Source organism: Vibrio sp. D54 (genome assembly GCF_021728075.1).
GTDB lineage: Bacteria > Pseudomonadota > Gammaproteobacteria > Enterobacterales > Vibrionaceae > Vibrio > Vibrio alginolyticus.
Genome location: NZ_JAKKCS010000006.1, coordinates 1 through 25,901 on the forward strand (window position 1 = coordinate 1; position 25,901 = coordinate 25,901).

General features: G+C 41.8%; 24 protein-coding genes. 12 read left to right on the forward strand and 12 right to left on the reverse strand.

Annotated elements, in window-relative coordinates; genetic code table 11:
• The first annotated feature begins 8 nt into the window (after nt 1–8).
• The 4 genes from L3V37_RS10085 (at nt 9) to L3V37_RS10100 (ending at nt 3,607) form a co-directional block, all read left to right on the forward strand.
• Entirely contained in the window at nt 9–188 is a 180-nt protein-coding gene (locus L3V37_RS10085; protein ID WP_017636135.1) for a hypothetical protein, read from the forward strand.
• Between the two features lie 12 nt (nt 189–200).
• Nucleotides 201–1,265 (forward strand): hypothetical protein, encoded by a 1,065-nt coding sequence (locus L3V37_RS10090; RefSeq protein ID WP_205461041.1) that lies wholly within the window; start codon nt 201–203, stop codon nt 1,263–1,265.
• A 109-nt stretch (nt 1,266–1,374) separates the two neighbouring features.
• On the forward strand, nt 1,375–1,896 hold the full coding sequence (locus L3V37_RS10095; protein WP_054865328.1) for a hypothetical protein: 522 nt from the start codon (nt 1,375–1,377) through the stop codon (nt 1,894–1,896).
• 205 nt (nt 1,897–2,101) lie between these two features.
• Entirely contained in the window at nt 2,102–3,607 is a 1,506-nt protein-coding gene (locus L3V37_RS10100) for an HNH endonuclease signature motif containing protein (RefSeq protein ID WP_237306251.1), read from the forward strand.
• Here L3V37_RS10100 and L3V37_RS10105 read toward each other — a convergent pair.
• From L3V37_RS10105 to L3V37_RS10125, 5 genes are all read right to left on the reverse strand, one after another.
• Nucleotides 3,604–4,029, reverse strand: a complete 426-nt coding sequence (locus tag L3V37_RS10105) for a phage protein (RefSeq protein ID WP_054865331.1) — start codon at nt 4,027–4,029, stop codon at nt 3,604–3,606. The genes L3V37_RS10100 and L3V37_RS10105 overlap by 4 nt on opposite strands.
• Before the next feature lie 495 nt (nt 4,030–4,524).
• Complete coding sequence (yciH, locus tag L3V37_RS10110; RefSeq protein WP_005376292.1) at nt 4,525–4,836, reverse strand: stress response translation initiation inhibitor YciH; 312 nt, start codon at nt 4,834–4,836, stop codon at nt 4,525–4,527.
• Nucleotide 4,837: 1 nt separating this feature from the next.
• Nucleotides 4,838–5,224, reverse strand: coding sequence for a DUF3319 domain-containing protein (locus L3V37_RS10115; RefSeq protein WP_005376294.1), 387 nt, complete (start codon nt 5,222–5,224; stop codon nt 4,838–4,840).
• A gap of 128 nt (nt 5,225–5,352) precedes the next feature.
• Complete coding sequence (locus L3V37_RS10120; RefSeq protein WP_213874160.1) at nt 5,353–6,342, reverse strand: D-alanine--D-alanine ligase; 990 nt, start codon at nt 6,340–6,342, stop codon at nt 5,353–5,355.
• A gap of 149 nt (nt 6,343–6,491) precedes the next feature.
• On the reverse strand, nt 6,492–7,061 hold the full coding sequence (locus L3V37_RS10125; protein WP_005390018.1) for an SPOR domain-containing protein: 570 nt from the start codon (nt 7,059–7,061) through the stop codon (nt 6,492–6,494).
• A gap of 236 nt (nt 7,062–7,297) precedes the next feature.
• Between L3V37_RS10125 and L3V37_RS10130 the strand changes: the two genes are divergently transcribed.
• A complete protein-coding gene (locus L3V37_RS10130; RefSeq protein ID WP_237306252.1) occupies nt 7,298–9,931 on the forward strand; it encodes a bifunctional acetate--CoA ligase family protein/GNAT family N-acetyltransferase in 2,634 nt (877 codons plus the stop codon).
• 77 nt (nt 9,932–10,008) lie between these two features.
• On the opposite strand, the gene L3V37_RS10135 is transcribed toward L3V37_RS10130, so the two are convergent.
• Complete coding sequence (locus L3V37_RS10135) at nt 10,009–10,896, reverse strand: LysR family transcriptional regulator (protein WP_017634152.1); 888 nt, start codon at nt 10,894–10,896, stop codon at nt 10,009–10,011.
• Nucleotides 10,897–11,127: 231 nt separating this feature from the next.
• Between L3V37_RS10135 and L3V37_RS10140 the strand changes: the two genes are divergently transcribed.
• Complete coding sequence (locus tag L3V37_RS10140) at nt 11,128–13,266, forward strand: TonB-dependent hemoglobin/transferrin/lactoferrin family receptor (protein WP_130545384.1); 2,139 nt, start codon at nt 11,128–11,130, stop codon at nt 13,264–13,266.
• Nucleotides 13,267–13,601: 335 nt separating this feature from the next.
• On the opposite strand, the gene galE is transcribed toward L3V37_RS10140, so the two are convergent.
• Together galE and L3V37_RS10150 are read right to left on the reverse strand one after the other, a co-directional pair.
• The gene (galE, locus tag L3V37_RS10145) at nt 13,602–14,618 is read right to left on the reverse strand and encodes a UDP-glucose 4-epimerase GalE (RefSeq protein WP_005386320.1); all 1,017 of its coding nucleotides are present in this window, start codon (nt 14,616–14,618) and stop codon (nt 13,602–13,604) included.
• Between the two features lie 54 nt (nt 14,619–14,672).
• Nucleotides 14,673–16,631, reverse strand: coding sequence for a diguanylate cyclase (locus L3V37_RS10150; protein WP_130545383.1), 1,959 nt, complete (start codon nt 16,629–16,631; stop codon nt 14,673–14,675).
• Nucleotides 16,632–16,950: 319 nt separating this feature from the next.
• Between L3V37_RS10150 and L3V37_RS10155 the strand changes: the two genes are divergently transcribed.
• From L3V37_RS10155 to L3V37_RS10165, 3 genes are read left to right on the forward strand one after another with little or no spacing between them, the layout of a single operon-like run.
• Nucleotides 16,951–17,706 (forward strand): 5-oxoprolinase subunit PxpA, encoded by a 756-nt coding sequence (locus L3V37_RS10155; RefSeq protein ID WP_005386314.1) that lies wholly within the window; start codon nt 16,951–16,953, stop codon nt 17,704–17,706.
• The gene (locus tag L3V37_RS10160; protein ID WP_005386313.1) at nt 17,706–18,389 is read left to right on the forward strand and encodes an allophanate hydrolase subunit 1; all 684 of its coding nucleotides are present in this window, start codon (nt 17,706–17,708) and stop codon (nt 18,387–18,389) included. The genes L3V37_RS10155 and L3V37_RS10160 overlap by 1 nt, the downstream gene beginning before the upstream one ends.
• On the forward strand, nt 18,386–19,321 hold the full coding sequence (locus L3V37_RS10165; protein WP_085569034.1) for a biotin-dependent carboxyltransferase family protein: 936 nt from the start codon (nt 18,386–18,388) through the stop codon (nt 19,319–19,321). Before L3V37_RS10160 ends, L3V37_RS10165 begins: the two co-directional genes overlap by 4 nt.
• A gap of 28 nt (nt 19,322–19,349) precedes the next feature.
• Here L3V37_RS10165 and L3V37_RS10170 read toward each other — a convergent pair whose 3' ends face one another.
• On the reverse strand, nt 19,350–20,789 hold the full coding sequence (locus L3V37_RS10170) for an FAD-dependent oxidoreductase (protein ID WP_130545381.1): 1,440 nt from the start codon (nt 20,787–20,789) through the stop codon (nt 19,350–19,352).
• Nucleotides 20,790–21,304: 515 nt separating this feature from the next.
• On the opposite strand from L3V37_RS10170, the gene L3V37_RS10175 reads away from it, so the two are divergent.
• From L3V37_RS10175 to L3V37_RS10185, 3 genes are all read left to right on the forward strand, one after another.
• Entirely contained in the window at nt 21,305–22,930 is a 1,626-nt protein-coding gene (locus L3V37_RS10175; protein ID WP_237306253.1) for a tyrosine-type recombinase/integrase, read from the forward strand.
• Nucleotides 22,931–23,184: 254 nt separating this feature from the next.
• On the forward strand, nt 23,185–24,108 hold the full coding sequence (locus tag L3V37_RS10180; RefSeq protein WP_153645753.1) for a hypothetical protein: 924 nt from the start codon (nt 23,185–23,187) through the stop codon (nt 24,106–24,108).
• Between the two features lie 123 nt (nt 24,109–24,231).
• Nucleotides 24,232–24,543 (forward strand): superinfection immunity protein, encoded by a 312-nt coding sequence (locus tag L3V37_RS10185; protein ID WP_153645782.1) that lies wholly within the window; start codon nt 24,232–24,234, stop codon nt 24,541–24,543.
• An 86-nt stretch (nt 24,544–24,629) separates the two neighbouring features.
• On the opposite strand, the gene L3V37_RS10190 is transcribed toward L3V37_RS10185, so the two are convergent.
• The 3 genes from L3V37_RS10190 to L3V37_RS10200 are packed head-to-tail and all read right to left on the reverse strand — an operon-like array spanning nt 24,630 to nt 25,672.
• Nucleotides 24,630–25,001: a hypothetical protein gene (locus tag L3V37_RS10190; protein ID WP_213896088.1), complete on the reverse strand. Its 372-nt coding sequence runs from the start codon at nt 24,999–25,001 to the stop codon at nt 24,630–24,632.
• Nucleotides 25,002–25,015: 14 nt separating this feature from the next.
• On the reverse strand, nt 25,016–25,369 hold the full coding sequence (locus L3V37_RS10195) for a hypothetical protein (RefSeq protein WP_153645751.1): 354 nt from the start codon (nt 25,367–25,369) through the stop codon (nt 25,016–25,018).
• Between the two features lie 18 nt (nt 25,370–25,387).
• Nucleotides 25,388–25,672: a hypothetical protein gene (locus L3V37_RS10200; protein WP_237306254.1), complete on the reverse strand. Its 285-nt coding sequence runs from the start codon at nt 25,670–25,672 to the stop codon at nt 25,388–25,390.
• Between the last annotated feature and the right edge of the window lie 229 nt (nt 25,673–25,901).

Genomic DNA, 25,901 nt, shown 5'->3' on the forward strand with positions numbered 1-25,901 from the left:
GGGCTTGGATGGAAAACGCCCTTATTAACGCCTTATCGGGTCTGGGGTTTTCGTCCGAGTCGCTGGTCATGTTTGTGCTTATCGGCATGAATCTGAAGTACCAAATCGCCATCAATAAACAGCTTACCCAAGGGCTGCAAGATGTACGCGAAAGCGTGTTGGTGCTCACGGCCAAACAGACAGATTAAAGAGTATTTATCATGACAGATTCAGTTAAACCGCTTCCAACGGGAAGCACGGATAAAAAAGTCGAGCACATTGCCGACTACCTAGAGCGCGCCATGGCAGAAGTGGCGCTTGCTGGCAATGCGCCTGACAACCTATTGCGAAATCCAAGCTTTGCGGAGTATTACAGCGCAACGCTTTCGAATGATATTTTGTATGGCCACGCGGTAGACAAAGCCAAATCTTTTAACTTCATGAAAGGCATTGCAAAACCTATTTGTCCATCGTGGAGCATTGAGGTTCAACACGGCGGCAGTATCAGTTATTGCAAAGTGAAATCCGGCCGATATAGCAAAGCCGACCTACACCAAAACAAGGATGGTAATGCCGTTATGTTTGGTGGTCTTGGTATGACGGGTAACGGTGCCAATGCGGTGTTGTTCCAAGAGTTTGATACACCAACGTTGATTGAAGATGGTGAGCAAAACTACTACGCCTATGTGCGCTGCTGTCAGGCAGGTGGCCCGCAAAAGATTCGCTTTGGTATTTGTGATTTGGACGGAGACGGCAACGCAACCAGTATCCGAGCGTCACGCACCGTTGAACTTCCGGCGGGCTTGTACGACGTGAAAGAGTTCTGGCTTGAAATCCCAAGTCTGGCCGAAGGTGGCGCGACCATTAACTATCGTAAACGTGCGTTTTTCATCGAAAGCGCCGCGCGGGGTGTGTTGTCCGTGGAAGGTACAGGGGTGTACTACGGCAAAGCCGGACAAGTGCCAAAACTCAATTACACCAATCAAGGTATCGGGAAAGAGTTCATTATCACCAAGAAGTTCTCAAAAGCAGACCCAACCTTTTTCCTACCTTGCGTTGAGGGCTGTTACCCAATTGATAAACACCTGTCGTTTATCATCATGGGCAACCAAGGCTTTGAGTTTGAATTCCAAGCGCGAGACACCGATTTCAGCTTGGGCGATGATGGCACCGTCACGATGTCGAACATTGGCATGGTGAGTTCAACGGCAAATGCGCAGGTTCGCGGCTTCTTTAGCCAAAACCTATACATGAACTTTTTCGATGTCGCGCCGCCGCTAGTGTGAGGAATAAAACAAAGCCACGGTAAAAAAACCGAACCTTCGCAATAAGGTTCGGTTTTTCGTCAGAATTCATGGTAATTTATCTGCTAAGTAACTGAATGGATTTGAGATTATGAAGGCTTTCTTTGTTGGCGCTTACAAATGGATAGGAATGTTTTGCGAGTGGTCATTTCATCATAAAACCCATGCTGAAAGCTGGCGTAAAGCTGGCGTATTTTTCCTTACTTTAGGTGCTGTCACGTTTATGCAACTCACATTGGTTCTTATGCCGATGGAAAAGGAAGGGAAGTTCAACCTCTATGAAGCAGAAAGAATTGAACAGGTTGATATAAAAAACATTCTCGAATATGAGTGTAAGTTGGACAGCAAGGCGTATACGCAGTGTTCGAGAGCAAAATACCATTTAAAGAACGTAAACGTTCTTTTGCCGATATTTGGAAATGTAAGTATCGCAGCTATCTCACTTGGTACAATCTTTCTGTTCCTTTATATACTCGGTTGTTTAGAGAAAAAGCCTGAAGAGTTTGCATCTTGGGTTTCCGAGCATCATAAAGATACGAGCAAAAATACATCCCTGCATGAAAGCAGTGATAGAAAGGATGATGTTCAACGACAAATATCAAATGATAGCTAATGACGATTTACACAGCGAGTAGGGAGCCGATACTTTTGGCGGGTTGATTGACCTCGACAGGCTTCAAATGAATGCCACCAAAGCAGAAGCCTAAAAAGCCGAACCCTTAGCGATGGGGTTCGGCTTTTTTGATGCCATTAACGTTAAACAAAATGCATGTGTGTTATGTTGCATTTAAATAAATAAAGGGCATGAGCTACCCAAAATGAGCAAACAAAAAGAAAATAAGCATGGCTTGAAACGTTATATTCCACAAGATATTAGACAGAAAATTAGAAAAGACGCGGGTTACGGATGTGTCATCTGTGGTTCTATGTTTTGTGACTATGAGCATATTGAGCCAGAATTTAATAATGCACATGAGCACAACCCTGAACATATGACCCTGTTGTGTGGTGGTTGCCATCATCATGTCACTGGGAAAAGGAAATCCAAAAAAACAGTTTGGAAGGCAAAAAGTGATCCTTTTGCTCTAAAGCATGGTTATGTAAGAGAGGGTTTAGAATCCAGCGGGGATGACATTGTCCTGCTAGGAAATAATACAATCGAATTTACTCAAGTTGCCGTTGAAATATATGGTAAACCAATCTTATGGTTTGAATATCCAATGGAGCAAGATGAGCCAGTATTAGTAAATGCCATATTCTCTGATAAGGATGGAGAGAAGATTGCTTTTATCAACCGAAATCAGTTCACGGCCGTAGTTGGAGAAGCGGACATCAAGTCTGAAGGAACTACAATCGAGTTTAGACCAAAACCAAGAGAGATCTCTTTGGTTTTAAATATTGAAGCTGATAAACCTCTATCAATAGAAAGATTGGCGATGTCTGAGAAAGGTACGTCAATTCAAATACTTAATGACAAAAAAATGCTGATTAAGCAAGGTGATTCGACCTTGTCTTTGAGTCAATCGACTATTAGCAACTGCGGTGGTGGCTTTGCATTTGGTGGAATACCATCTACACGAAATCTTGCATTAGGAACTATAAAAAGAATAGAGCTCGCTTATAAGATTGCTAGAAATGGCGCTAACTTTATTGACGTTACTGGCACTAATTTAGGATGGTTGATTGGCAACTTTATACTGAACAAGCAATACGATATTGTTGGCGTTATTGAAGAGAAAAAAGAAACAACATCTGTTTTTGATATTACCGGAGAGTTTCTTGGTTACTTAGTTTCAGACCTGTCGCGCAATTTGCACAGTGCAGAAATGCCCGAGCCTGAATATGAAACCTATGAGCCCATTTGGCTAACTCCCATTTCAGAAGCATGCAAGTTTATACGCAAAACTAAATCTACAGATGTTTCGTTTCGGATGTTTGGAAAGTCTCTTGGTCTGAGGAGGCGAAGAGCACAAAGCGACACTCTAGATGCGACACGACAACACGCACAAGAGCAAATAACAACATCGGAACCAGAAAGGCGAGTTGAGGTAGACGACCCGATTATCCTTGGGGATAAAGTAACAATAAACTTTGAAGGTTTCATTGATGGCGAGCCGTTCGAGGGAGGAAAAGCAGAGAATTTCCCAGTCGAAATTGGTTCGAATAGAATGATAGATGGCTTCGAAAATGGCCTGATTGGTGCGAGGACTGGAGACTCCATTAACTTGAACTTGGTTTTTCCGGAGTCTTATCACGCAGAGAATTTAAAAGGGAAATCTGCAACATTTGTCACCAAAATTATAAAGGTGCAAAGAGTAGCTTAGCGCTTGGCTTTGCTCGGAATCCATTCGGCGGCTTTCATTCGACGGCCGCCACGAAACGGCAACAGATTTTCCTTAGCAGGATAAACCTTGGGATATTCAAAATGTCCGTACATTTCTACAAACTGACGATGTTCGTCACGCCAGAACACAAAGCTTTCCAATTCTTTAGGGCTGAACTCACGACCGGATGGTGTGATTAACACAGCACGTTGCTCACAAACTCGAAACCCAGACCAACGAATGTCATTAGGCAAATAACCAAGCGATTTAATGAGTAGAAGTTTTTCCGCCATTGGATTCACCGGAACCGTGCCATCGAGCCAACGGGTAATCGTCGGTTTAGACACATGAAAATATTCAGCGCCTTGCTTGATGGAGGTAAACTCACGCCAAAAGAGTGTGCGGAATGATTCGTGAAACATGACAACGCTCGCATATTGAATAACTGACTAAAAATATTTTTCTTGTTGTTTTGGGCGTTACCGAACACAACATTATGTGGCGGTCAGGGTTTTAGTGGTTTTTCGTTGATTGCACAAAACTAACGTCACGAATAGTACAAGTAACTTGCGTTATGGAAATCGACAAAATAAAAAATTACGGCTTGGTTATCAGACACTTATGAAACGCTTAATCAAAGAGTTAGCCTTTGTTAACAAATCACCCCTCAGTACGCATTATGTATATTATGTTAAATTGTATATCGCCGTACGCTAAATGCTGTCTGAGGATGCTCCTATTCCCCTGCAGATTTTAAATCTAAGGGCCTTACTGTGAGCATTAAACATAATGGTTATTTACCATAAAATAGCTAATATCGATCTATCAATCTACGATTGCTTGCTCTTCAATTAGCAACTTATAAAAAATGGCGTCTATTTCTTTAGACGCCATTTTTGTTTACTGGAAATATTAAATTAGCCACCGGCTAATTTGACTGTCATGCCTTTCTTTTCAAGATGTGCCTTGATCTTGTCTCTAGCATCACCTTGAATCTCGATATTGCCATCTTTTACAGAGCCACCACAGCCACAGACTTTTTTGAGTTCTGCCGCTAATAACTTTAAAGGTGCATCATCCAAGTCTAAACCTGTAACAATGCATACGCCTTTACCTTTACGGCCTTTCGTTTGGCGCTGAATCCGAACAACACCATCGCCTTTAGGGCGAGATACTTTTTCTTCTTCCGGTTTAATTCGACCGGTTTCTGTTGAATATACCAGAGTCATTCTATTGTTTCTTTTGTTGTTGAGCTTGCATCGCTTTTTGCTTTGCAACCAAATAAGCTTCGATATGGCGTTGAATAGCGGCTTTACTGCCCTTAATCAGTTTACCATTAAACATACAGTACCAAGAGTTAGGTTGGCCTGTATCGTTTTGAATAGTATAGCCGTTAAAGACCTCTGATTTTGCAACACCAGTTTGCTGCACTCTTTGTCCGAGTGAAGCAAACTCTTTGGGATCAATAATCGATGCGGTGTCACACCACCAATCAATGCTTTTCTTTACCGCCGTCAAACTGCCCTGTAAAACGTGGTTCTTGATTTTAACCTTCCAAACACTGCCATCTGATCCGACTGACTGCAGGTTAAAACCTCTATAATTTGAAATCGCCATACCACTGAGTCATCTGTTTAATGCGTTGATATAATCATAATTGCTACTGAGCAATATTCAAATACGGCTTGAATAATCCTTGCTCTAGAAAACAACTTGTATCATAAAACGCGTCTCGATAACGTTAATCACTTTGCACTGTTTATACAATCTTCCAAGAACTCATGAAATTTGTGCCCGTTGTTTTGAAGCATTTTAGGGAACATTGAGATCGGAGTCATTCCTGGAAATGTGTTTACTTCGTTTAAGTAAATCTCATCATCTTCCGTTAGGAAAAAGTCGATACGAGATAAATGACGAAGATTCATTTGTCTAAATACCGTCTCTGACGCGTGTTGGATGGAATCTAATTGTACTTGAGTTAGATTCTTCGCCTCAACTTCTGTGAGCGAGTGACTTGAACTGCTGTACTTTTCATCGTATGAGTAAAAAGCACCATCAGGCGCGATGACCTCGCCTGGCTTAGTGATATGTAGTTGGCCATTCATCTCATATGCAGCAACTTCAAGTTCTCGAGGTTTTACTGCTTTCTCAACCAACACTTGGTCAGAAAACCCAAAAGCATCATTTACTGCATTAGAAAGCTTGTCTTTTTCTGTGACACTGTAACAGCCAACGGAAGAGCCTTGGCGAGCGGCTTTAACAAAAACTTTTCCCCACTTTTCAAAGGCTTTATGAGCTTGAACGTGAGCTTCTTCATCGTTTCGCGTTAAGAATAAGTATGGCGTATTGGGTATGCCGATAGCGTCGTACCAAAGCTTAGATGTGATTTTATTGAAACTATTGCTACTCGCTTCTGGCCCGCAGCCAAGATAAGGAATACCTGCGATTTCAAACAGAGATTGAATGTCGCCTGTTTCGCCAGGAAAACCATGTATACAAGGCACGATGAAATCAATGGTTTGATTAGATTCACTTGAGCACAACTGCTTGGTATTGAGATCCAAGTAAACCAACTCACCTTGGTTGGTCATCCAACCTTCGTTTTTTATTTCTACGCGTGTAACGTGAACGTCTTCAATAAGATTTAGTTGTTGTTCGACAAAGTTTGCAGACAATAATGAAATCTCGTGCTCAGAAGAGCCACCGCCGCATAGTAAAAGAATATTTTTAATCATGAATCCATCTTTCCGTGACCTACAAAAGATACTATTTATTATGATAAACCTTTGAAGTGTGACGTACAGTAATTTTAATGTGAGGAATGTTGTTCGAATAGGATTTGAGCAAATAAATAAGGGAGCTATTCGCTCCCTTATTTGATGTGTTAATTTAATTTGTTAAGCGTTGGGTAAGCTGAGTTTTTGATTGCATCAATGCTTTTAACAAATGGTCTTAACTGCTGAAATTGAGCTGGCAAAGTCGAAATCGCTTGCTTGGCTTCTGCGCTTGTTGCGTAGTCTCCGTATAAAACTGAGAACCACTTAGTACCGTTGACGACTTTGTAGTTTTCCCAAATTGGCTGACCGTTCTGTGGCAGCTTATTTGCAAACTGATCGACTTTAGCTTGGCTACCCACAGCTGCGACTTGAATGGTATAGCCGAATCGTTGAATGCCAGCTTGCTTTTTACTTGGTGGTACGATCTTAACTGGCTTCGCCTGCTCTTTTGGCGTTAGCTTGACTACTTTCTTTTCTTCAGGCTTTGCCGTCATTTTCACAACAGTTGGTTGTACGTCTTTTTCTACTACAGCGTTTTCAGACGCCATAATTGGTTTAGAGATACGATCTGATTTGTAGTCCTCTCGGTAACTTTCTGAGGTCACATCCGTGATGTAAGTTTCAGATGCACAAGCAGAAAGCAGAACTGACAAGCCGATGATTGCGATTTTTTTCATGAAGTAACAAATGCTCTGGATAAATATTACGATAAATCATGCCGATAGCAGGGCCGTTTATCAAGCATCAAATACAATAATCTGTGATTTTGATGTGATGAATAACACAAACTCCATAAGCATCGTACACATTTTCTGCAATGTCTGGTCTGAAGATGTTTTATCAGTAAATTATTCGTTTATGATTGATATGAAACCGAGAAGCCAACGTGACTTACAAACGGCTAGGAGTCAGCATGAATAAACTACATAAACTCTTTAAACCCAACTCTGTGGCCGTTATTGGGGCATCTCAAAAAGCATTGCGAGCAGGACATGTTGTGATGCGCAACCTTCTACAAAGTGGATTTGGTGGCGCGATTATGCCAGTAACGCCGCGATATAAAGCCGTATCTGGCGTGATCGCTTACCCTGATGTAGCTTCCCTGCCCTATACGCCAGATATTGCAATTTTGTGTACGAACGTTTCACGTAACGAGCAATTGCTTAAAGAGCTAGATGAGAGAGGCACACCGTTTGCGATTGTTATCTCTGATGACCCTAAGCCTTTAGATATCTCATCATTGAACATTCGAGTTTTAGGCCCAAACAGCTTAGGTATCATTCTTCCTTGGCACAATTTTAACTGCACGTTTTCCCCTGTTGCAGCTAAACCCGGAAAAATTGCTTTCATCTCACAATCCGCGGCGGTTTGTACCACGGTTTTAGACTGGGCAAATGATAAGAACATTGGTTTTTCTTCGTTCATTTCGATTGGGCGCGGACAAGATATCGATTTTGCAGATTTGCTCGACTATTTGAGTATGGATGGAAACACTGAAGCTATTCTGCTTTATGTTGATAATATCCAAGACGCTCGCCGATTTATGTCTGCTGCGCGCGCCGCTTCACGTAACCGACGTATATTGGTGCTAAAAGCGGGTCGCTCTAAAGAGATGAATACTTTTGAGCATCAAGACGGAGATACACTTGACGTAATTTACGATTCTGCTATTCGCAGAACTGGTATGTTACGAGTCAGCAATACGCATGAGCTTTTTGCCGCGGTAGAAACACTCACGCATTCTGTGCCACTTCGTGGAGAGCGTTTAGCGATCATCACCAATGGCGGCGGCCCTGCTGTTATGTCCGTTGATACTTTGATTGAACGTGGTGGCCAACTCGCAACGCTTGATGACGCTTCCATTGAGCAATTACAAGCAGTACTTCCATCCAACTGGCGTGCTCGAAATCCAATTGATCTGTCTGGTGACGCAACCCAAAAACGCTATATTGATACCATTAACGCACTGATGAATAACGACTGTGCAGATGCGATATTGATTATGCATAGTCCTTCTGCTGTTTCTGATCCTCTTGAAACTGCTCAAGCCGTTATTAATGCAATCAAATCTCACCCTCGGCATAAGCATTTTAATATCTTGACCAACTGGTCAGGAGAACAAACGTCGAGAGAAGCGCGACTGGCATTTACTCAAGCAGGTATTCCAACCTATAGAACACCTGAAAGTGCGGTTGTAGCATACATGCACTTGGTCGAATACAGACGAAACCAGAAACAACTAATGGAAACGCCAACGACGGCAGAGCCATTACATTCTGGAAGTGTGAGTTCAGCAAAAGAGTGGGCAAATGAACGACTACTGGATAAAAATACAGTCACCTTAGATACGCATCAAACCAGCCCATTATTTAAGCTGTTCGGGTTTAACGTTTTGCCTACGTGGATTGCATCTGACGACATTGAAGCTGTTCATATGGCAGAAAATATTGGATATCCTGTTGCGGTAAAATTGCGTTCTCCTGACATTCCTCATAAATCGGATGTTCACGGTGTTGCTCTAAATTTAAGAAACAGTCGAGAAGTTTCCAACGCAGCGCTATCCATTTTAGATACCGTAAAGCTCAGTTACCCTTCCGCCAATGTACATGGGCTGTTAGTACAAGGGATGGCAAAGCTCGGCAGCGCTGAAGAGCTACGGATTAGTATTGCAGTAGATAAAGTCTTTGGACCAGTGATCTTGCTTGGTCAAGGCGGCTCTGAGTGGAATATCGCCCAAGATGCCGTCGCTGCACTTCCTCCTTTGAACATGACGCTTGCGCGCTACCTTGTCGTTGTTGCCCTAAAGTCTGGAAAGATTCGCCTGCAGAAACACAAAGATGCGCTCGATATTACTGAGTTGTCGAAGTTCTTGGTTCGTATCTCCCAAATGGCAGTTGAGTTACCAGAAATACAAAAACTGGATATCCATCCAGTACTAGTGTCCGGAAGCGATTTAACTATCCTTGATGCAGATGTCACACTGTGTAAATACGAAGGAGACGCCCAAAAACGGCTAGCGATTCGCCCTTTCCCGGCAGAGTTTGTCGAAACTGTAACGCTTCGAGATGGCCAACCTATCCTGCTTCGTCCTATCTTGCCTGAGGATGAGCCGCTACATGCTCAATTCATTAATAGCGTATCGAAAGAAGATCTCTATAAACGTTTCTTTTCTGAAGTTGGAGAGTTCAACCATGAGGCTTTGGCAAACTTTACTCAAATCGACTACGACCGCGAAATGGCGTTTGTTGCGGTAGCGTTTAATACTGACGGACCGTCTATCATAGGGGTAGCCCGCGCATTGATTACACCAGACAATAGTGACGCTGAGTTTGCTATTTTGGTTCGTTCAGATTTGAAAGGAAAAGGTTTAGGCAAAGTGCTGATGCAGAAAATAATCAGCTATTGCAAAGTTAAAGGCACAAAGCAAATGTCTGGAATGACCATGCCAACAAACAGAGGAATGTTGATGTTGGCTCAGAACTTGGGGTTTGAGATCGATGTCCAGTTTGCAGACGGTACGGCAGATATGGTGCTCCCTTTAAATTGAAAAGCTCAGCATTAGCGATGACTTTTACTTCTTACATTCGATAATCAATGGGAATTTAAGAAGTAAAAGTTACGTTGTTACTTTAGTTTCCAATTCTTTTTTAAGTACTGAATACACCAGGATTTTGCCTCACCCATAGTGTTCCGGCGCCATGCCAAAATAATATCCATCGGCTGTTCTTCAGTGCCTTCGATTCGTTTCAATACACCACTATCAATAAGAGGTTGCGCAATTTGGCTTGGTAATGTACCAATGCCTAAACCTGCAGTTAGCGCTTCTACTTTTGCCGTAAAGTTGGTGACAGTCAAGCGAGGCTGTTTTTGAATAATATTAATTGAGAGCGCTGGTTGCTCACGTGCGGTATCTGCAATAGCAATGATCCGATACTTTTCTCGCGCTGCTTCATCAAACTTACCACTACGCTTGTGAACATAGTGATCAGCGGAAGCTACCCAGTACATACTCATTTTACCAATTTTTTCTGACTTAACTTCTTGAGGAAGCGTATCCAGTGATGGGCAAATCAGTAAATCAGCTCTCCCCGTGTTCAACGACTCCCAGCTACCAGCCAGAATCTCCTCTTGCAGCCTGACTCGAGTTGAGCTGACCTCGGCCAACGCATCAACCATCGGGAAAAAATTGGATATAGGAATAATGCCATCAAAGGCAATGGTAATATCCAGTTCCCAACCATTCGCCAATAACGTTGCATCGTTCACTAACTTTTCACTGGCTTGTAAAATGGCTCTTCCTCTTTCAAGAATAAGCTTACCTGCTTCAGTAAAATGGGCTTTGTGACCAGAGCGATCGAAGATAATAATGTCTAAATCTTGCTCGAGTTTCTGGATTTGATAGCTCAGCGATGACGGGGCTCTGTCTAACTCATTCGCAGCAGCAGCAAAACTCCCTCTTCGATCAATAGCATCTAGAATATGGAGTGCTTCTAACGTAATTGGACTCTGCACATGGCCTCTCTTAATGTGATACCCATCACATTCGTTGTATTTGGATGAACTTATCAAGAACTAACGACAAATAATATAACATATTGATAACTAAAGACTAGGAATGCTCATAGCCAAAGAAGAAGATTCAATACAAACCAATAAATGACAATGGTAATGATAGTAATTACCATTTAGATCCATTAATATCCGCGTGTTGTTACCTATTATGGATCTAAGGTATTGAAGCCAATGTATAAAAAATCAATTTTGTCAGCCTCCATTTTAGTTGCCCTTTCCCATACTGCTTATGCGGAAGAAGCTTCTAAATTTGAAGAAGTCGTTGTGTCGGCCACCCGTACCAACCAAACCATAAACACTGTTGCTGCTTCTGTTGCAGTTGTATCAGAGAAAGACATCGAAGAAAACATGGTAAAGGACTTGAATGACCTATTCGAGTATACGCCAGGTGTTACTGTTAATGGCACTCAACGCCAAGGCGTTCAAAGTATTAACATTCGCGGGATGGAAGGTAAACGAGTTAAAATCTTAGTAGACGGTGCATCTCAACCAGGTGTATTCAGCGGTGGACCATATTCGTTTATCAATTCTAGTGCCGTTACTGTCGACCCCGATATGCTAAAGAGTGTCGAAATTGTTAAAGGAGCAGCTTCTAGCCTACATGGTAGTGATGCAATTGGCGGTGTTGTCGCATTCGAAACAAAAGATCCGAAGGATTTCCTCAAAGATGGTAAAGACTTTGGTGGTCAAGCTAAACTCTCTTATTCATCGGAAGATAACTCTTTTAGTGAGCATGTAGCTTTAGCAAAGCGTTTCGGTAATACAGAAGCACTTATAGCCTTTACACGCCGTGATGGTGCAGAGCTACAAAATTTCTCTAAGGCGCCTTACGATAACTATTCTGTGGACAACCAAGATTATTACAAAAACGATCTATTGGTAAAACTTCAATCTCAATTGAATGACGCTCATCGCTTGGAGTTCTTGGGAGAAGTTATTTACAACGAGACTGACTCAGAGATCGCACATAAAAGTTACAAAAACTTCAACGCTGAAGACACAACCAAGCAAAATCGCATTGGGCTCAAGCACATTTGGTTTGCAGATGCAGCTATCTCGGATACGATCACGTCCAAGCTTACATGGATTGGTAAAGAAGAAAACGGCGTGTCTAATCGCTTTATCGAAGCCAGCCCTGGTTACCCACCTTACGTACCGCCTAGTGGTGACAACCAACAGAAAAAAGATTACGAATATACTGAAGACAAATTTGAATTCGAAACTCAGTTAGATAAAGAGATTCAAAATCACTATATCGTTTACGGAATATCGTACAAACATAGTGACATCAGTAATACCAATCGCGAGTTTAATTCCGATCCTGGCACGCCAGATACTGTTTACGTTTACACACCGGATGCAAAAGACGAAAGCTTTGGTTTATTCTTGCAAGATGAAATTTCGCTTCTTAATGACAAGCTAATTCTGACTCCAGGTGTGCGTTACGATTACTTCTCTACTAATCCTTCAAATACTTCTGAAGAGTCATTCGAGAAGTTTAGCGACTCTGCATTAACTGGTCGTTTAGGAGCAACTTACTCTGTATCGCAACCTGGCACGATCTTCGCGCAAGTGAGCCAAGGGTTCCGAGCGCCATCGTTCAACGAGCTTTACTACACCTACGATAATCTGGCTCATGGCTATACCAACCGCCCTAACCCAAATTTGGGATCTGAAAAGAGTTTGTCTTATGAGCTTGGTTACCGTCATAACACTGCAGCGTCTGCAACTGAAGTAGCGTTCTACTACAGTGATTACAGTGACTTTATTGAGCAAACGTCATCAAACAATGGTGGTTTAACTGAATTCACAAATATCAATATTAGTGAAGCAAACATTAAAGGGGTTGAGCTCTCTAACCGTCTTGATTGGCATGCCATTGCTGGTCTTCCATCAGGCGTGACAACTCGCTTCGTTGCAGCATACACAGAAGGTGAAGATGGTGATGGTAATCCTTTGAACAGTGTAAACCCATGGAATGCCGTAGCTGCTGTAAATTACGATTCACCAAATGCACTTTGGGGGACAAGCCTAAAAGTAAACTACACGGCTAAGAAATCGAACAGTGATATCAACTCTGATGGTGATAAAGGCGGAATCAAAGACCAAGTTGCTTTGCCGTCTGCGACAGTCGTTGACTTAACGGCGTACTACAAACCAATGAAAGATATAACCATTCGTGCTGGTGTTATGAATCTAACGAATGAAGAATACCATCTTTGGAACGATGTTCGCGGTAAGACTGAGTTAAGTCGAGACAAAACGCAAGCTGAGCGTAATTATAACATTAGTGTTAAATACGAGTTCTAAACCTTAAAAACACAAAAGCCAGCGTAATGCTGGCTTTTTTTATGGCTTTCATTTCAAAAATGTAAAGAAAAGTATGAAAAATGAAAGTTTACTGTTTTGCCATCTCTTTTTTCACCATTACTGCTGCTGCAATGATGAAAGTGATGATCAGACCGAGTTCCATGAACTACCCCAATAGCTATGAGAAAATTTATAACCCAAATTAAGAGTCGGGCATAGTTTAACAGCTCTATATATACTTGCTACCTTTTAACCAGTAATTTACGATTTTTTCCGATTTGGATCAAAAAAGACGCAATCACGCGCCTTTTTGTTACTATTATGTAAATTAAAGATTAGGCATCTGGATAACCTTGAGGGTTAGTAGACTGCCAGCGCCATGTATCGCCAGTCATTTCTTCTAGAGTGCGAGTTGCTTTCCAACCTAACTCATTCATCGCTTTTGATGGATCCGCCCAACACTCTGCAATATCACCTGGACGACGCTCAACAAGTTGGTATGGGACATCTTTACCACTTGCGGCTTCAAATGCTTTCACCATGTCCAGTACACTGTAGCCGTTACCAGTACCGAGGTTATAGATATGAAGGCCAGCTTTGCTACCTACTTTTTCTAATGCAGCAACGTGACCATCGGATAAGTCCATTACATGAATATAATCACGTACGCCTGTGCCATCTTTGGTCGGATAATCACTACCAAACACAGAAAGGAACTCTCTTCGCCCTACCGCAACTTGAGAAACAAACGGCATTAAGTTGTTTGGAATACCTTGAGGATCTTCACCTAGCTCGCCTGTTGGATGTGAACCTACCGGGTTAAAGTAACGAAGAAGTGTAATGCTCCAGTCAGGGTTCGCATTTTGGAAGTCGGTTAAACACTCTTCCACCATTAACTTGCTGCGACCATATGGGTTAGTTGCGCTAGTTGGAAAGTCCTCAGTGATGGGTACAGATGCAGGATCACCGTATACAGTCGCTGATGAACTAAATACCAACGATTTAACTCCGGCTTCGCGCATTGCATCAACCAATACTAAAGTGCCATTAACGTTGTTGTCGTAATACTCTAGAGGTTTTGCTACAGACTCACCGACGGCCTTTAAACCTGCAAAATGGATAACAGCTTCAATATTGTGCGACTTTAGTGCTTCTACCATCGCCAATTTATCTCTGATATCGGCTTGAATGAAGGTTGGCTTTACACCACATACCTTTTCAATTCGATCTAATACCGTAGATTTACTGTTGTACAGGTTGTCTAGAATCACTGGCGTCATGCCAGCTTCGATCATTTGAATACACGTATGACTACCGATATAGCCCATACCACCCGTAACGAGTACTTTCATTTTATTATTCCTTCTGACGCGAATTGGGTTAGTTTAAAGCTTTGACGTTACGATTTAAACTGTCTCTTGTAATTCGCATCCCATTAATATTGCTTGGCCTTTTCCGGCTTTCTTTGCTTGATACATTGCCGTATCCGCACTTTTTAAAACTCGAGTAGCATCGCGCTCATTTACGCCGACTAATTTTACGCCGATACTAACGCCAACTTTGAGTAAGTGACCTTTGTACTCAATTGGAGCACATATGCTCTCGAGCAACTGTTCTGCTATTCGGGTGACCACTTTTTGATTGGCGGGATTTACCAACATGACAAATTCATCACCAGAAAGTCTTGCGATTAAATCACTATGTCTCGTCGCAGATGTTAGACGCTCGGAAACTTTTTTCAAAACTTCATCACCTGCATCATGACCGTAGGTATCGTTAACTTCTTTAAATCCATCCAGATCGAGGTACAAAACTGCAAATTCGTCACGCAAGTATCCAGAGCGTTGTACTAGTTGTTCCAACTCTAAATGGAACTTAGATCGATTGGCTAACCCCGTTAAAGCATCGTGATGAGCTAAATGCTCCAATCGTTCCATCTCTTTTGCGCCGGAAAGGTCGGTAAGAACAATAACCAGATCATAGAAACCATAGTCTTCACACTTAACGATACGATTGACTCGAGCAAACATCGGTACAAACTGACCAATATGGTTCTTCTCGATAACTTCACCTTGCCAAACGCCATAATTTTCTATCGACTCGATGATACTAGGCATCATTTCCTGTAACTTGCGCCACTTTAGCGTTTGGATGAATGACTTCCCAATAAGCTGATCCACCTCTAAGCCGACTAACTTAGTGACGGCAGGGTTTGCCATTGTAATGACACCGCGATGATTAAGAACAATGAGACCGTCTTGGCTGCTTTCAAAAACACGTCCCGCAACACGTTGCCGGTTTATGGCTTCTTCAATTTCGGTGATATCTTGAATCGAAAACAGTAAGTATTCATGTGTCGAGAGGCGACGACTGGTTAGGCTCAACTGCTGTTCGTTATCTGCATTTTTGAGGTGAATATCATCGCACTCTAGGCCTCGACTCAGGATCTGACTCAGCTCATTCGGTGTTTTAGTTTTAATTAGATCACGAATATTGGCATATTTAAGTTCATCTATTTTTTTCTGAAATATTTGCTGGGTCGCCGTATTACAATGAATAACACGTCCGGAATTGTCTGTAATAACTAATGCATGCTGAACAGATTCGATAACCTCTTCTGAAAATGCGCGCTTTTGTTCTAGTGTGTCTAGCGAATGTTGCCGCTGCTTCTCACGTACTGTTAACCTATTCATCATTTGATTGAAAGAGCTCGCGAGGTCTCCAATTTCATCCTTGGCGTAATAGCGAGCTTGATTTTCCGTGTTTCGTCCGTGTGTCACATTCTCTATTACGCGGTTGAGTTCCATCACGGGCTTGAGAACAAGCCTCTCGATACTTATGTAAAAAACAGTGCCACCAGCGATCAGAAACAGAAGAAGTAAAGCGCCATCTTGAAGTAAAGATTGTATGGCTTCTACGATTGGGCGATGAGAAAGCGTGACTCTCATGCTACCAATGACATAGCCATCATGGATAATCGGCTCTAGAACATAAAGAAATTTGGTTGATAAGGCATAGCCTAGAGCGTGCAACCTACTTCTTTCGGTTTGACTGGGAACGGGTGCTAGTGCCCCACTTATCTCCATAACAGCGAATGGTTGGTCATCTTGGTCATAAAGTTTGACCCGCGTTACATTTGGCTGGTTTAAAAAGTTGGCGAGAATAGTTTGAGCTTTTTGCTTGTCCTTTGTCGTCAGCGCATCTTTAATTGAGAAAGAAACGTTGTTAATCAACTTTCTTGTCTGCTCGACCAGTTCATGCTTAGACGATTGGTATACAGTATACGAGGTGTAACCTTTTGAGATAACAAAGATAGCCGTTAAAAAGACCAGAAGAGGCCAAATAAGCTTCGCTCGTAATGACATATATATTCCTGTCGCAGACAACCACAAAAATGACAGAAGAACCATTATGCAATCTATCACCCATGAAGGGCGACAAGATTAACACGATGCTAATGCAAAATAACCTTAAATTCTCAAAAATTGGATGGAAAAGAAACGAAATACCTTAAAATTCGGATCAACTCAAATAACGGCAACATCTTTATGGACTAACGTGATCTTTTTCGTCAGCTATCTGCTCAAAAAGCTTCGTTTTCATGATAGAAGAATGAAGTGAGTCACTGAACCTAGATGCATTTTCCTGCATCGTAAACCCATTGCTTGTGTAGAAATAAAACGTATGACATTGAATAAACAGCAACTTACATTGAACTGTGATATGGGCGAGAGCTTTGGCTCTTGGAGTATGGGCGCAGATGAAGACGTGATGCCCCATGTTGATATGGCGAACATCGCGTGTGGTTTTCATGCCTCCGACCCTAATGTCATGCACGACACTATCACCCTAGCGAATGACAACGATGTTGATATTGGCGCACACCCAGGTTACGCCGACCTACAAGGCTTTGGCAGACGAAGCATAAGCATGACGGGTGATGAAATTACGAACATGGTTATATATCAGGTTGGTGCTTTACAAGCATTATGCCGGGCGCAATACACAGACATCAGTTACATAAAGCCTCATGGTGCTCTATACAACGACATGATGAAAAGTGATGCGATATTTAGAGCGGTAGTAAAGGCGGCAGCACTGTTCAAAGTACCGTTAATGATCCTAGCTTCACAGGAAAACGAAAAATACTTAGAAATCGCAGACGATTATGATGTTCCCTTGCTATTTGAAGCATTTGCAGATCGTTTATACCAAGATGACGGCTTACTGACTCCTAGAACACAGCCCAATGCCGTGTTAAAAAGCGAGCACGCGATACTTGAGCAAGTCCGGACCTTAGCTGACTCTGGGCGTGTCAAAACCGCTTCAGGCGGTTACATATTATTGGAAGCCGACACAATTTGTGTTCATGGTGACAATGAAGAGTCGATCGCGCTGATCCAAAAGATCCGCCAAAGCCTATACGCTGGAGGAAATTAATGCATAAAGAGAAATTTAATATCTCTTTGATCTCCGAGTGCAGTATTTTCATTAAGTTTGATGAGAGTATTTCTGAAAATGCAGTCGGAGAGCTTGCTCGCAGCATAAGAGAAACTTTCGCTTCAATTGTTATGAACGTTGTCCCCTCCTATCAAACTATTCTCATTGATTACTTACCTTTTCGAATCAACGAGAAGAACTTAGTCAATGAGCTGCAACAAATCGTGAGCCAGTTTGATACTCAATCACTTAAGCTTTCCCAGCCGAATCACATTACTATCCCTGTATATTACTCTGAAGAAACCGCGTTAGATCTATCTCGTTTTCAAAAGCGAGGTCTGTCATTAGACGATCTTATTACCCTGCATACGAAAACCGAGTACGCGGTTTCTGCAATTGGCTTTGCTCCAGGCTTTGCATTTCTCTCTGACGTTGATACTCAATTGCACATGGCAAGGCTTGCCACACCAAGAACTCAAGTGCCGGCCGGAAGTGTAGGTATCGCAGACTCTAAAACGGCCGTCTATCCATCAGATAGTCCTGGCGGATGGAACATTATTGGTAAAAGCCCGCTTGCGCTCTTCTCCGACTCTCCTCCTTTTATACCGTTTGAAGTGGGTGACAAGGTCACCTTTAATGCTATTTCAAAACAAGAGTTTATCGATTTAGGAGGCGTACTATGAGTTACGGTGGATTACTGGTGGAAAAGCCAGGACCGCTCTCTTTAGTTCAAGACTTTGGTCGTTTTGGCTTAGCGCATGTCGGTGTGACTCAAGGTGGCCCGGTCGACGACTATGCTTACAGTTGGGCCAACCATTTGCTTGGTAACGTAGTCAATTGCGTTGCGATTGAAATTACTCTGGGTAACGCTTGCTTTATCGCATTGCATAACTGCCACCTTGCTATATGTGGCGGTGATTTAAATGCAAAAATAGATGGTGAACCTATTTCAAATTGGTCTGACTTTACGTTGAAAAAAGGACAGAAGCTTCAGTTCGGAGTCGCAAGGAATGGACTTCGCTCCTACCTAGCGGTTAAAGGTGGGTTCAATGTTGCTCAGCACTTAGGAAGCGCATCGACCGTCTTGCGAGAATCTCTAGGTGGTTATGATTCAAATGGTGGCGCTTTGAAAGCTGGCGATATTCTTCCCTTTGTCCCTCATAACTTACCGAAACGTAAACCAAGGCAAATGACGTTTCGCTTTAAGCCAGATTACAACTTACCCATTAAGTTGAGAGTGATTGAAGGCTATCAGAACGAGGACTTTGATGAAGACGCTCGCCAAGCATTTTACAACAAAGCATTCATCATCTCCCCCAATTCGAATCGCATGGGCTACCGTCTTGAGGGCAATAACATTCGTCCACCTTACGAAGGCGTCCTATCTGAGGGAATTGCATTAGGTTCAATTCAAATACCTAGCGATGGTAACCCTATTGTGCTGCTCAACGATCACCAGACTATTGGCGGGTATCCTAAATTTGGCTGCGTAGCCCGTATTGACTTACCTAGACTGGCACAGGCGAAGCCCGGACAAAAAGTCAATTTTGTGAAAGGAGATAGACTAGGCTTGCAAGAAGTATGGTGCCAATGGGCTCAGTTTTTTGGGTATTAATACAACCACTGAGCCCAAACACAGCCGATTATGTAGGCATACCATAACGCACTGCTAAAGCTTGTGGATAGCCTCGCTCTTGAGTGAGTTTAATCGCGTACTGCTCGACCTCTTGTTCAGACCACTTTACAGCGACCGGATGCTGTGTTTCCACATTTTGGTTAGGATCGATGTCAAACCAGAATTGAAGCATTTTTTGCGCTGCGAGTAGTGTCGATGACGCTTTTACCACCTCTATTCTCGCGTAGTGGTTATCTTCAAAAGTCACATCTGCCGCTCTGAGTACTGGATCTGTTCCGGGAATTTGCTGAGCGCCAAATAATGCTTTTCCTCCTTTTACAGCAGAGTGATAGTCGGGAATGAACTGTGCCATGTGTTTGATGGCGTTGTTCGTTCGCTCTTCTAACACTTCTTCTCTCCAGCCGTTACGGATCTTCGAGAGTAAAGGCATAGGCAGTTCAGGTTGAGCAGATGAGTTCGTGCTCTCCACTAAACCATCTTCAAACAGCGTGATTCCTTTTGTCATACCATGAAGTTGAAAGTAACCATCGCCATAAGGCGTCAATTGAGCCATTCCTTTATCGGTTCCACGCGGGCCATGAAAAATAACTTCTGGCCATTGTTGTTGACAGTCTGCCCACCTCGTAACGTAAGCGGCTTTAAACTCCACCAACCTGTCTCGCTTGGCACCAACTGTGTTGTCAATTGAGCCTGTTTCAAAGCCACACGCGTTAACCAAGTAGTCGCATGTCATCAGGTAATCGATACCTTCACGTTCATAGCCAAGTTGCCAGTGTTCCCCCATCCAATCGGCTTGCTTAAACGTTGCTTGTGTGAAGACCGAAGCATTAGGAAGCGTATCTAGTGTTAAGTTGGCAATTGCGGCGAGGCGAAAAACACTCCAACCATATTCTTGAACTGCGACAACAGGATACTTTAGCGCTTCAAGATCAGCATGTTGAGCAAAAGGAATACACCACTCATCGAAGTTTGTAGGATGACTTGGTTGAGTACGTTGCGCGAGAGCTTCTAGCTCCGCTTTTGAATACAGTTTGTAGTATTCGCTTGGCTCGCCGAGCACTTTATTACTCTCATCTTTATCAACGAGCGTCTGATAAGCACTTTTCACAACCTCTAATCGCGGAATTAGTGTGGATGGGTCTCCACCATCGGAATGAGGAACCGCGATGATTGTCGGACGAATATTCAGTGAAAGCGGATACAGGCGAACAGTATCAATAGATTGTGCTAACAAGTCTAAGCACTGTTGCTGGGAAATCTCTCGATATAAATTACCACCAGCATGCAAATGACAAATGGGTGGACCATTTACTAGTGATACGCCCTTCTCTATTACGGAAACTTTAAAACCCAGCTCCGCAAAATGAATTGCTGCTGTTGCACCTGCTACACCGCCACCAACAACAGCGATATGCTTATCTTTATAACTTGGAAACTCAGACTTCATTGCTTCACTAAAAATTTTATAAGGAAAATTCTTTACTAACGGTGAATTCTACTCGTGTTTGGACTTGATTAAAATCACAAAAAGTTCATGGGTTTGCGAAATATCCAACAGCGCCTGTAAAGTGCATTAAAGTAGAAAAAATTTGCGAAAAAGTACTTGACGACATGGTTAAGAAGACACTTTTTTGTGTCTATGTGAATAAGAATTTCACTGTAAGACCCATGGCGCAAAGCCTGCAGAAACACCCCACTTTTTACCCCATTTAGTTATCCCAAAAGTTATCCACTGTTTTTGTGGATAACTAAAATAAAAGTGTCATGGAGTGTTCCAAATTTGATAACACTCGCTGCGATTAAGTGTTTACTGGCGTTAACAATCTTTTCAACAAACTCATCACTACAAGTGCCAACGTAACAAATGTTGCAAGCGGTAAAGCTATCCACAATTCGGGGTTCTCAGATAAGTAAAACACGTGCTTTCCGGTAGGTTAGCATGATTATCTGGATGATATACACATGTCATACGTCTTGTCATACACGAATGGTTCAAATTACCTAATAAAAAGAGGAAGATTTTTTTATATTTCTATCCGTTGCGAAGGGAAAATTTTTAGGAAGTCACTTAAAACCGATATACTACCGATTGCTCAAGAGATGGTAGAAAATGTATTAATCGAAACAAGGAGAATTGGGAAAATGTCTGTAGAGTTGTTAAAAGCGATAGTTGATGATCAGATTGATACAGCCATAGAAGCAGCAACAGCGGTACTCTACCCTCGTTCTTTACAAGGTAAGGCAGCTATCAAAGCTCACTACAAGCAGACTATAGGCGCGACCTTACACAATATGCAGGTAGAAGATGCAGAAGGAATGGCAAGCGAAGATCTAAGCCAGCATTACAAACATGTGCCTACTTTTAGAGAATCACAGGTTGATAAGCTTCGCCGACCTTCGAATTTACCTCAAGCAGATGAAAACGATTGTGGTTTAGAAGAACATTATGAACAGCCTACCCAAGAGTTAGGACTACTCGATACATATAAAAAATCGATTGCTAACGCTCTAGCAAATGATGACCTAGTTACGGCTCATAACAACCTAGCTGCTTTAAAACAAAGTTTTGAGATTGGTACAGCGTCACAAACTGAGTTAGTAGATTCCCCAACCACACCGACTTTCAAAGAAGCCTTAGATCAATATATTCATGATAAATCGAGCAACTTGTACATTAATAAAAACAAACCTGTTAGTAAGAAAGCCTCAGATGAAAAGATTAACTATCTGTCAGGTTTAATTCTGCACTTGTGGAAGGATAAACCAATCGGAGACATCAACGGTAAGGAGATTGATAGAGCTTTCAGGTTGTATAGCCAGTTCCCTTTAATCAAACACAACCCTTGGAAGTCGATGACCCTTGAGGAGCGCATAGAAGCAGCAGAACAAGGTGATGTTCCAGAAGGTGAACGTGTAGGTAAAACACTAGGTAGGATTAAAACGGCTGTTAATTTGTTTTTTGACCACTTTTGGCGTTTGGCTGTGATAGATAATAATCCAGTGAAAGATATGCGCTTTAATGACTTTGTTGGAGGTGGTGAACGTGGTTCATTTACAAAAGCTCAGTTGAATGACTTTCAAACCTTTGCAACGACTAATGATTTAGATGGTTTCAAAGTAGCGATCCTTCTTCAAATGTATAGTGGGATGAGGAATAGTGAAATCTCTAACATTCAACCAGAAGATATTAAGACTGAGCAAGGTGTCGATTACATACATGTAAGAGGAACTAAAACCGTCAATGCTGAACGTTACATACCTATTCACTCTAAGTTAAAAGAATTCGGTGTGGTCGATTATATTAAAGCAGGTGGTGAAATATACACCTCTCAAAGCATCACACAACGTTTTAATCGTTTGATGCAATCTCTCAGTATGTCTAAAGAAGATAGCAAAGGCTTACCACTAAGCTTTTACAGCTTTAGACATAACTTTGCTTCTGGTTTGGCTTCTGGTGGTGTTTCAGAGCTTCACATTGAATGGTTAATGGGTCACAGCCATACAGGAACAAAACAACGTTACATAGATAGAGGTGTTGAACACGTTCCATCATTAGCCGAGAGTATTAACCGACTGAATTACTTTTAAATTGCACACTCACTCGCAATGTTCAGCTATTAGAGTTTGAACATTGTTATGACTTGGTTAGATTACTGGTTGTGACACCTTTGCTTGCTGTCATTGGGGAGGTAAATACAAGCCTCCCTCACACTTCCCAATCTAAACACGGATCAACACCCTAACCTTAATTAGCACCAGCGGCAAATCTTCTTTGCCAAATAAGCACTTATATTAATCGGTGCTAATATGTATATGTTTGCATTTAATTGAAGGGTTACATTATGGCAATGTGGCACAGCTTTAAACCACTAAACCTGCAGGTAGATGGACAGTATGTAGAAGTCGTTGAAGATTCTGCTTTAATTGCCTATTACCCTAATGGTGGACACTTGAAGTTTGAGATTAAGTATTACACTGGTAATACTAAATCAGTTTTTGATTACTCTACTAATGAAAAGAAAAAGCTGGACTTAGTATTACCAGAGAGTGAATACAAGATTACTGTTCTTGAACAAGGTGACGAGCAGGTACAACAAGTTAAAAACCTAGGTTGTGGAGCATTGATAGGAGCAGCAATTGCAGGTCCATTTGGTGCTGCAGCAGGTGCATACTTAGGTTCAAAACGGAAAGAGTGCCCGTCGATTATAGAAATACCGGAGTTAAATATAAGACTAGAAGCACTGGCTCCAATCGGGTATTTGAAAGATCTTGCAAGGAATCAGTTTTTCTCAGATAGAGAACCTGAACAAACAGAAGAAGAAAGCAATTTAGCAAGTAATTCTTATGAGCTTACACCGCTTCCACATCAGGAAGACCGGAACAGCCTTGAAAGTACCGAAGAAGAACCAACCAAGGAAGCTAAGGCTAGGTCAGTATTCGTATTAGTTTCAATAGTATTAGTCGCTATGACCATTGGAATAAGTAATCTGGAAAACAGTAGGGTAAGAAAAAACGCTGAACAAGCAAATACCTTTACTCACCCTCTCCTCGAATCAGGAGCTAGAGTACCAGAAGGTATCAAAGAAAACCCTGAAGTAATAAATCAACTTGTTAAAATCATTGGTTTGTACGGGTACAAATGCAACAGCGTATCGGGGATTGTAGAAATGTCATTTACAAGAGGGTTTTCCGTGTGGTGTAACAACCACAACTACGCCTATCACATTAAGGATAAAGGCGGTAACTGGGTGGTGACACTTCAATGATTCTCATGTGTAGGTACTTCACTAAAATTTTTGCATGATATTAAAAACAGGATCTCAACCAAGATATGATATGAAACCTTATGTTATCATGTCTTCAGTTTAACTTATTAATTAGGTGTTGATATGGGTGGCGTTAGCGTTTGGCAATTACTCATTATTTTAGTTTTACTACCGCTGGCTTTTCTTCCAACGATTATTTCTATCAGAAAAAATCACCCTTACAAAATTCCCATAATCCTTATTAACGTATTAGGCGGATTATTCTGGGGTGTTGGGTGGCTAGTCGCCCTAATCTGGTGCTTCATAGTCCCTGAGAAGAAAACCAATATATCGGGTAGTATCGCTGATGAGATTGAAAAGCTACATTCACTGAAAGAAAAAGGTGTTATCTCTGAAGATGAGTTCAATTCAAAAAAAAGTGAATTAATGCAATAGGTACACACTCAAATATCAGGTAACAACGTTACTTACAGCGCAAAAAGGAGCAATTAAGCTCCTTTTTAATTATGCCAAGTGTGACTTCAATTACTGTCTCCAAAACCCATTATGATCTCACAACCAACAACCTTTTCTTTGTTGTAGAGCTTCACAGCATCATTGAACGCTTGTGTGAGTTCTTCTTGTGTTGGTGGCGAAAAATGTAAGCTTGTATTTTCAACAAATTGCTGTAGTACAAAAATCAAATGATTGAACCCACCAGTTTTTAGAACGCTAAACAGTGTTTCATGCTCAGTCAGAAGAAATCCAAACAAAGCTTCTGAAGTATCGGTAGAGGTTAGGCTGATTAATGGACAGTATACCCCTTTCTCTTGGATCTCTTCTTCACTGTAACCAAGGTGTGTTAAATACCTGTACAGCAATGAGATGTGCTCACCAATAAATCGAATTTGCATAGTACACCTCTCGATTAAAGTTTAGGGAGAAGAGAAGATTTACTATCTTTTGGTACTGCCTTTTCTGCTTCTTTGACAGCTTCAAGAGCTAAGACAATCTGCTCACTGTCTTTGATAGATTTTTCTAAATCTGTAACCAGTGATAAGGCCATTTGAACCGCTTTCAATTGGACTCCTGAAATATCCTTGTTCTTACCTGTGGCGGCGTCGAGGATAACCTTTGTGAGCTTTGGGAATGCTTTCGTGAGATCGCCTAGGCTTTTATTTTTCTGCGTAATCAGGTCTAGGATTTGATCTAGTTGATTGTCAAGAATGCGCTGGCTTGTATTTTTTGGTTGAACTGGGATGTTCACTGTTACGGCTGACATTGTGTTGTTTCCTTATTTTTATAGGAGGTTGGCTTTTGTGTATAGTTCATGAGCTTCGAGTTTTAGTAACTTCACTGTGTCTTTGAATCGACTAGAAATTTTATAAACGGTCGTTAATGTCGGTGCTGAATCATGTACCTGTGGCTGAAGTTCTACCACTTGCTTAGGAGTTAGGTTCAAACCTAATAACCAGACTGTGAAAACCGTACTCTCTGCGATCCGTGGTGTATCACCTATCAATGAGAACGTAAGAGTTCTTAAATCTGATTGAATTAATTCTGCAAGGCGTTGTTTTGTTGTCATTGGGATACCTTGATGTGCTGAAATATCATGAAAAAAGGTGTACTGCTTATTTTTGTGTAAATACACCAATATTTAATATAATTTACTTATATTTCAGTATCTTATGAAAATTCTTGGTGTACTGCTTAAAATTGGGGTATTTGGACTAGTTCGGGAAGGATAGAAATATTTCTATATGTCTAATTATACCATAAACAGCATATTTATTCTTAAAATCTTGTGTATTTAT

What these genes read in the sequence shown, in the direction of transcription:
- L3V37_RS10085 (WP_017636135.1), top strand. Translation starts at nt 9, where the DNA reads ATGGAAAACGCCCTTATTAACGCCTTATCGGGTCTGGGGTTTTCGTCC.
- L3V37_RS10090 (WP_205461041.1), top strand. Translation starts at nt 201, where the DNA reads ATGACAGATTCAGTTAAACCGCTTCCAACGGGAAGCACGGATAAAAAA.
- L3V37_RS10095 (WP_054865328.1), top strand. Translation starts at nt 1,375, where the DNA reads ATGAAGGCTTTCTTTGTTGGCGCTTACAAATGGATAGGAATGTTTTGC.
- L3V37_RS10100 (WP_237306251.1), top strand. Translation starts at nt 2,102, where the DNA reads ATGAGCAAACAAAAAGAAAATAAGCATGGCTTGAAACGTTATATTCCA.
- L3V37_RS10105 (WP_054865331.1), bottom strand. Translation starts at nt 4,029, where the DNA reads ATGTTTCACGAATCATTCCGCACACTCTTTTGGCGTGAGTTTACCTCC.
- yciH (WP_005376292.1), bottom strand. Translation starts at nt 4,836, where the DNA reads ATGACTCTGGTATATTCAACAGAAACCGGTCGAATTAAACCGGAAGAA.
- L3V37_RS10115 (WP_005376294.1), bottom strand. Translation starts at nt 5,224, where the DNA reads ATGGCGATTTCAAATTATAGAGGTTTTAACCTGCAGTCAGTCGGATCA.
- L3V37_RS10120 (WP_213874160.1), bottom strand. Translation starts at nt 6,342, where the DNA reads ATGATTAAAAATATTCTTTTACTATGCGGCGGTGGCTCTTCTGAGCAC.
- L3V37_RS10125 (WP_005390018.1), bottom strand. Translation starts at nt 7,061, where the DNA reads ATGAAAAAAATCGCAATCATCGGCTTGTCAGTTCTGCTTTCTGCTTGT.
- L3V37_RS10130 (WP_237306252.1), top strand. Translation starts at nt 7,298, where the DNA reads ATGAATAAACTACATAAACTCTTTAAACCCAACTCTGTGGCCGTTATT.
- L3V37_RS10140 (WP_130545384.1), top strand. Translation starts at nt 11,128, where the DNA reads ATGTATAAAAAATCAATTTTGTCAGCCTCCATTTTAGTTGCCCTTTCC.
- galE (WP_005386320.1), bottom strand. Translation starts at nt 14,618, where the DNA reads ATGAAAGTACTCGTTACGGGTGGTATGGGCTATATCGGTAGTCATACG.
- L3V37_RS10150 (WP_130545383.1), bottom strand. Translation starts at nt 16,631, where the DNA reads ATGTCATTACGAGCGAAGCTTATTTGGCCTCTTCTGGTCTTTTTAACG.
- L3V37_RS10155 (WP_005386314.1), top strand. Translation starts at nt 16,951, where the DNA reads ATGACATTGAATAAACAGCAACTTACATTGAACTGTGATATGGGCGAG.
- L3V37_RS10160 (WP_005386313.1), top strand. Translation starts at nt 17,706, where the DNA reads ATGCATAAAGAGAAATTTAATATCTCTTTGATCTCCGAGTGCAGTATT.
- L3V37_RS10165 (WP_085569034.1), top strand. Translation starts at nt 18,386, where the DNA reads ATGAGTTACGGTGGATTACTGGTGGAAAAGCCAGGACCGCTCTCTTTA.
- L3V37_RS10170 (WP_130545381.1), bottom strand. Translation starts at nt 20,789, where the DNA reads ATGAAGTCTGAGTTTCCAAGTTATAAAGATAAGCATATCGCTGTTGTT.
- L3V37_RS10175 (WP_237306253.1), top strand. Translation starts at nt 21,305, where the DNA reads ATGTCATACGTCTTGTCATACACGAATGGTTCAAATTACCTAATAAAA.
- L3V37_RS10180 (WP_153645753.1), top strand. Translation starts at nt 23,185, where the DNA reads ATGGCAATGTGGCACAGCTTTAAACCACTAAACCTGCAGGTAGATGGA.
- L3V37_RS10185 (WP_153645782.1), top strand. Translation starts at nt 24,232, where the DNA reads ATGGGTGGCGTTAGCGTTTGGCAATTACTCATTATTTTAGTTTTACTA.
- L3V37_RS10190 (WP_213896088.1), bottom strand. Translation starts at nt 25,001, where the DNA reads ATGCAAATTCGATTTATTGGTGAGCACATCTCATTGCTGTACAGGTAT.
- L3V37_RS10195 (WP_153645751.1), bottom strand. Translation starts at nt 25,369, where the DNA reads ATGTCAGCCGTAACAGTGAACATCCCAGTTCAACCAAAAAATACAAGC.
- L3V37_RS10200 (WP_237306254.1), bottom strand. Translation starts at nt 25,672, where the DNA reads ATGACAACAAAACAACGCCTTGCAGAATTAATTCAATCAGATTTAAGA.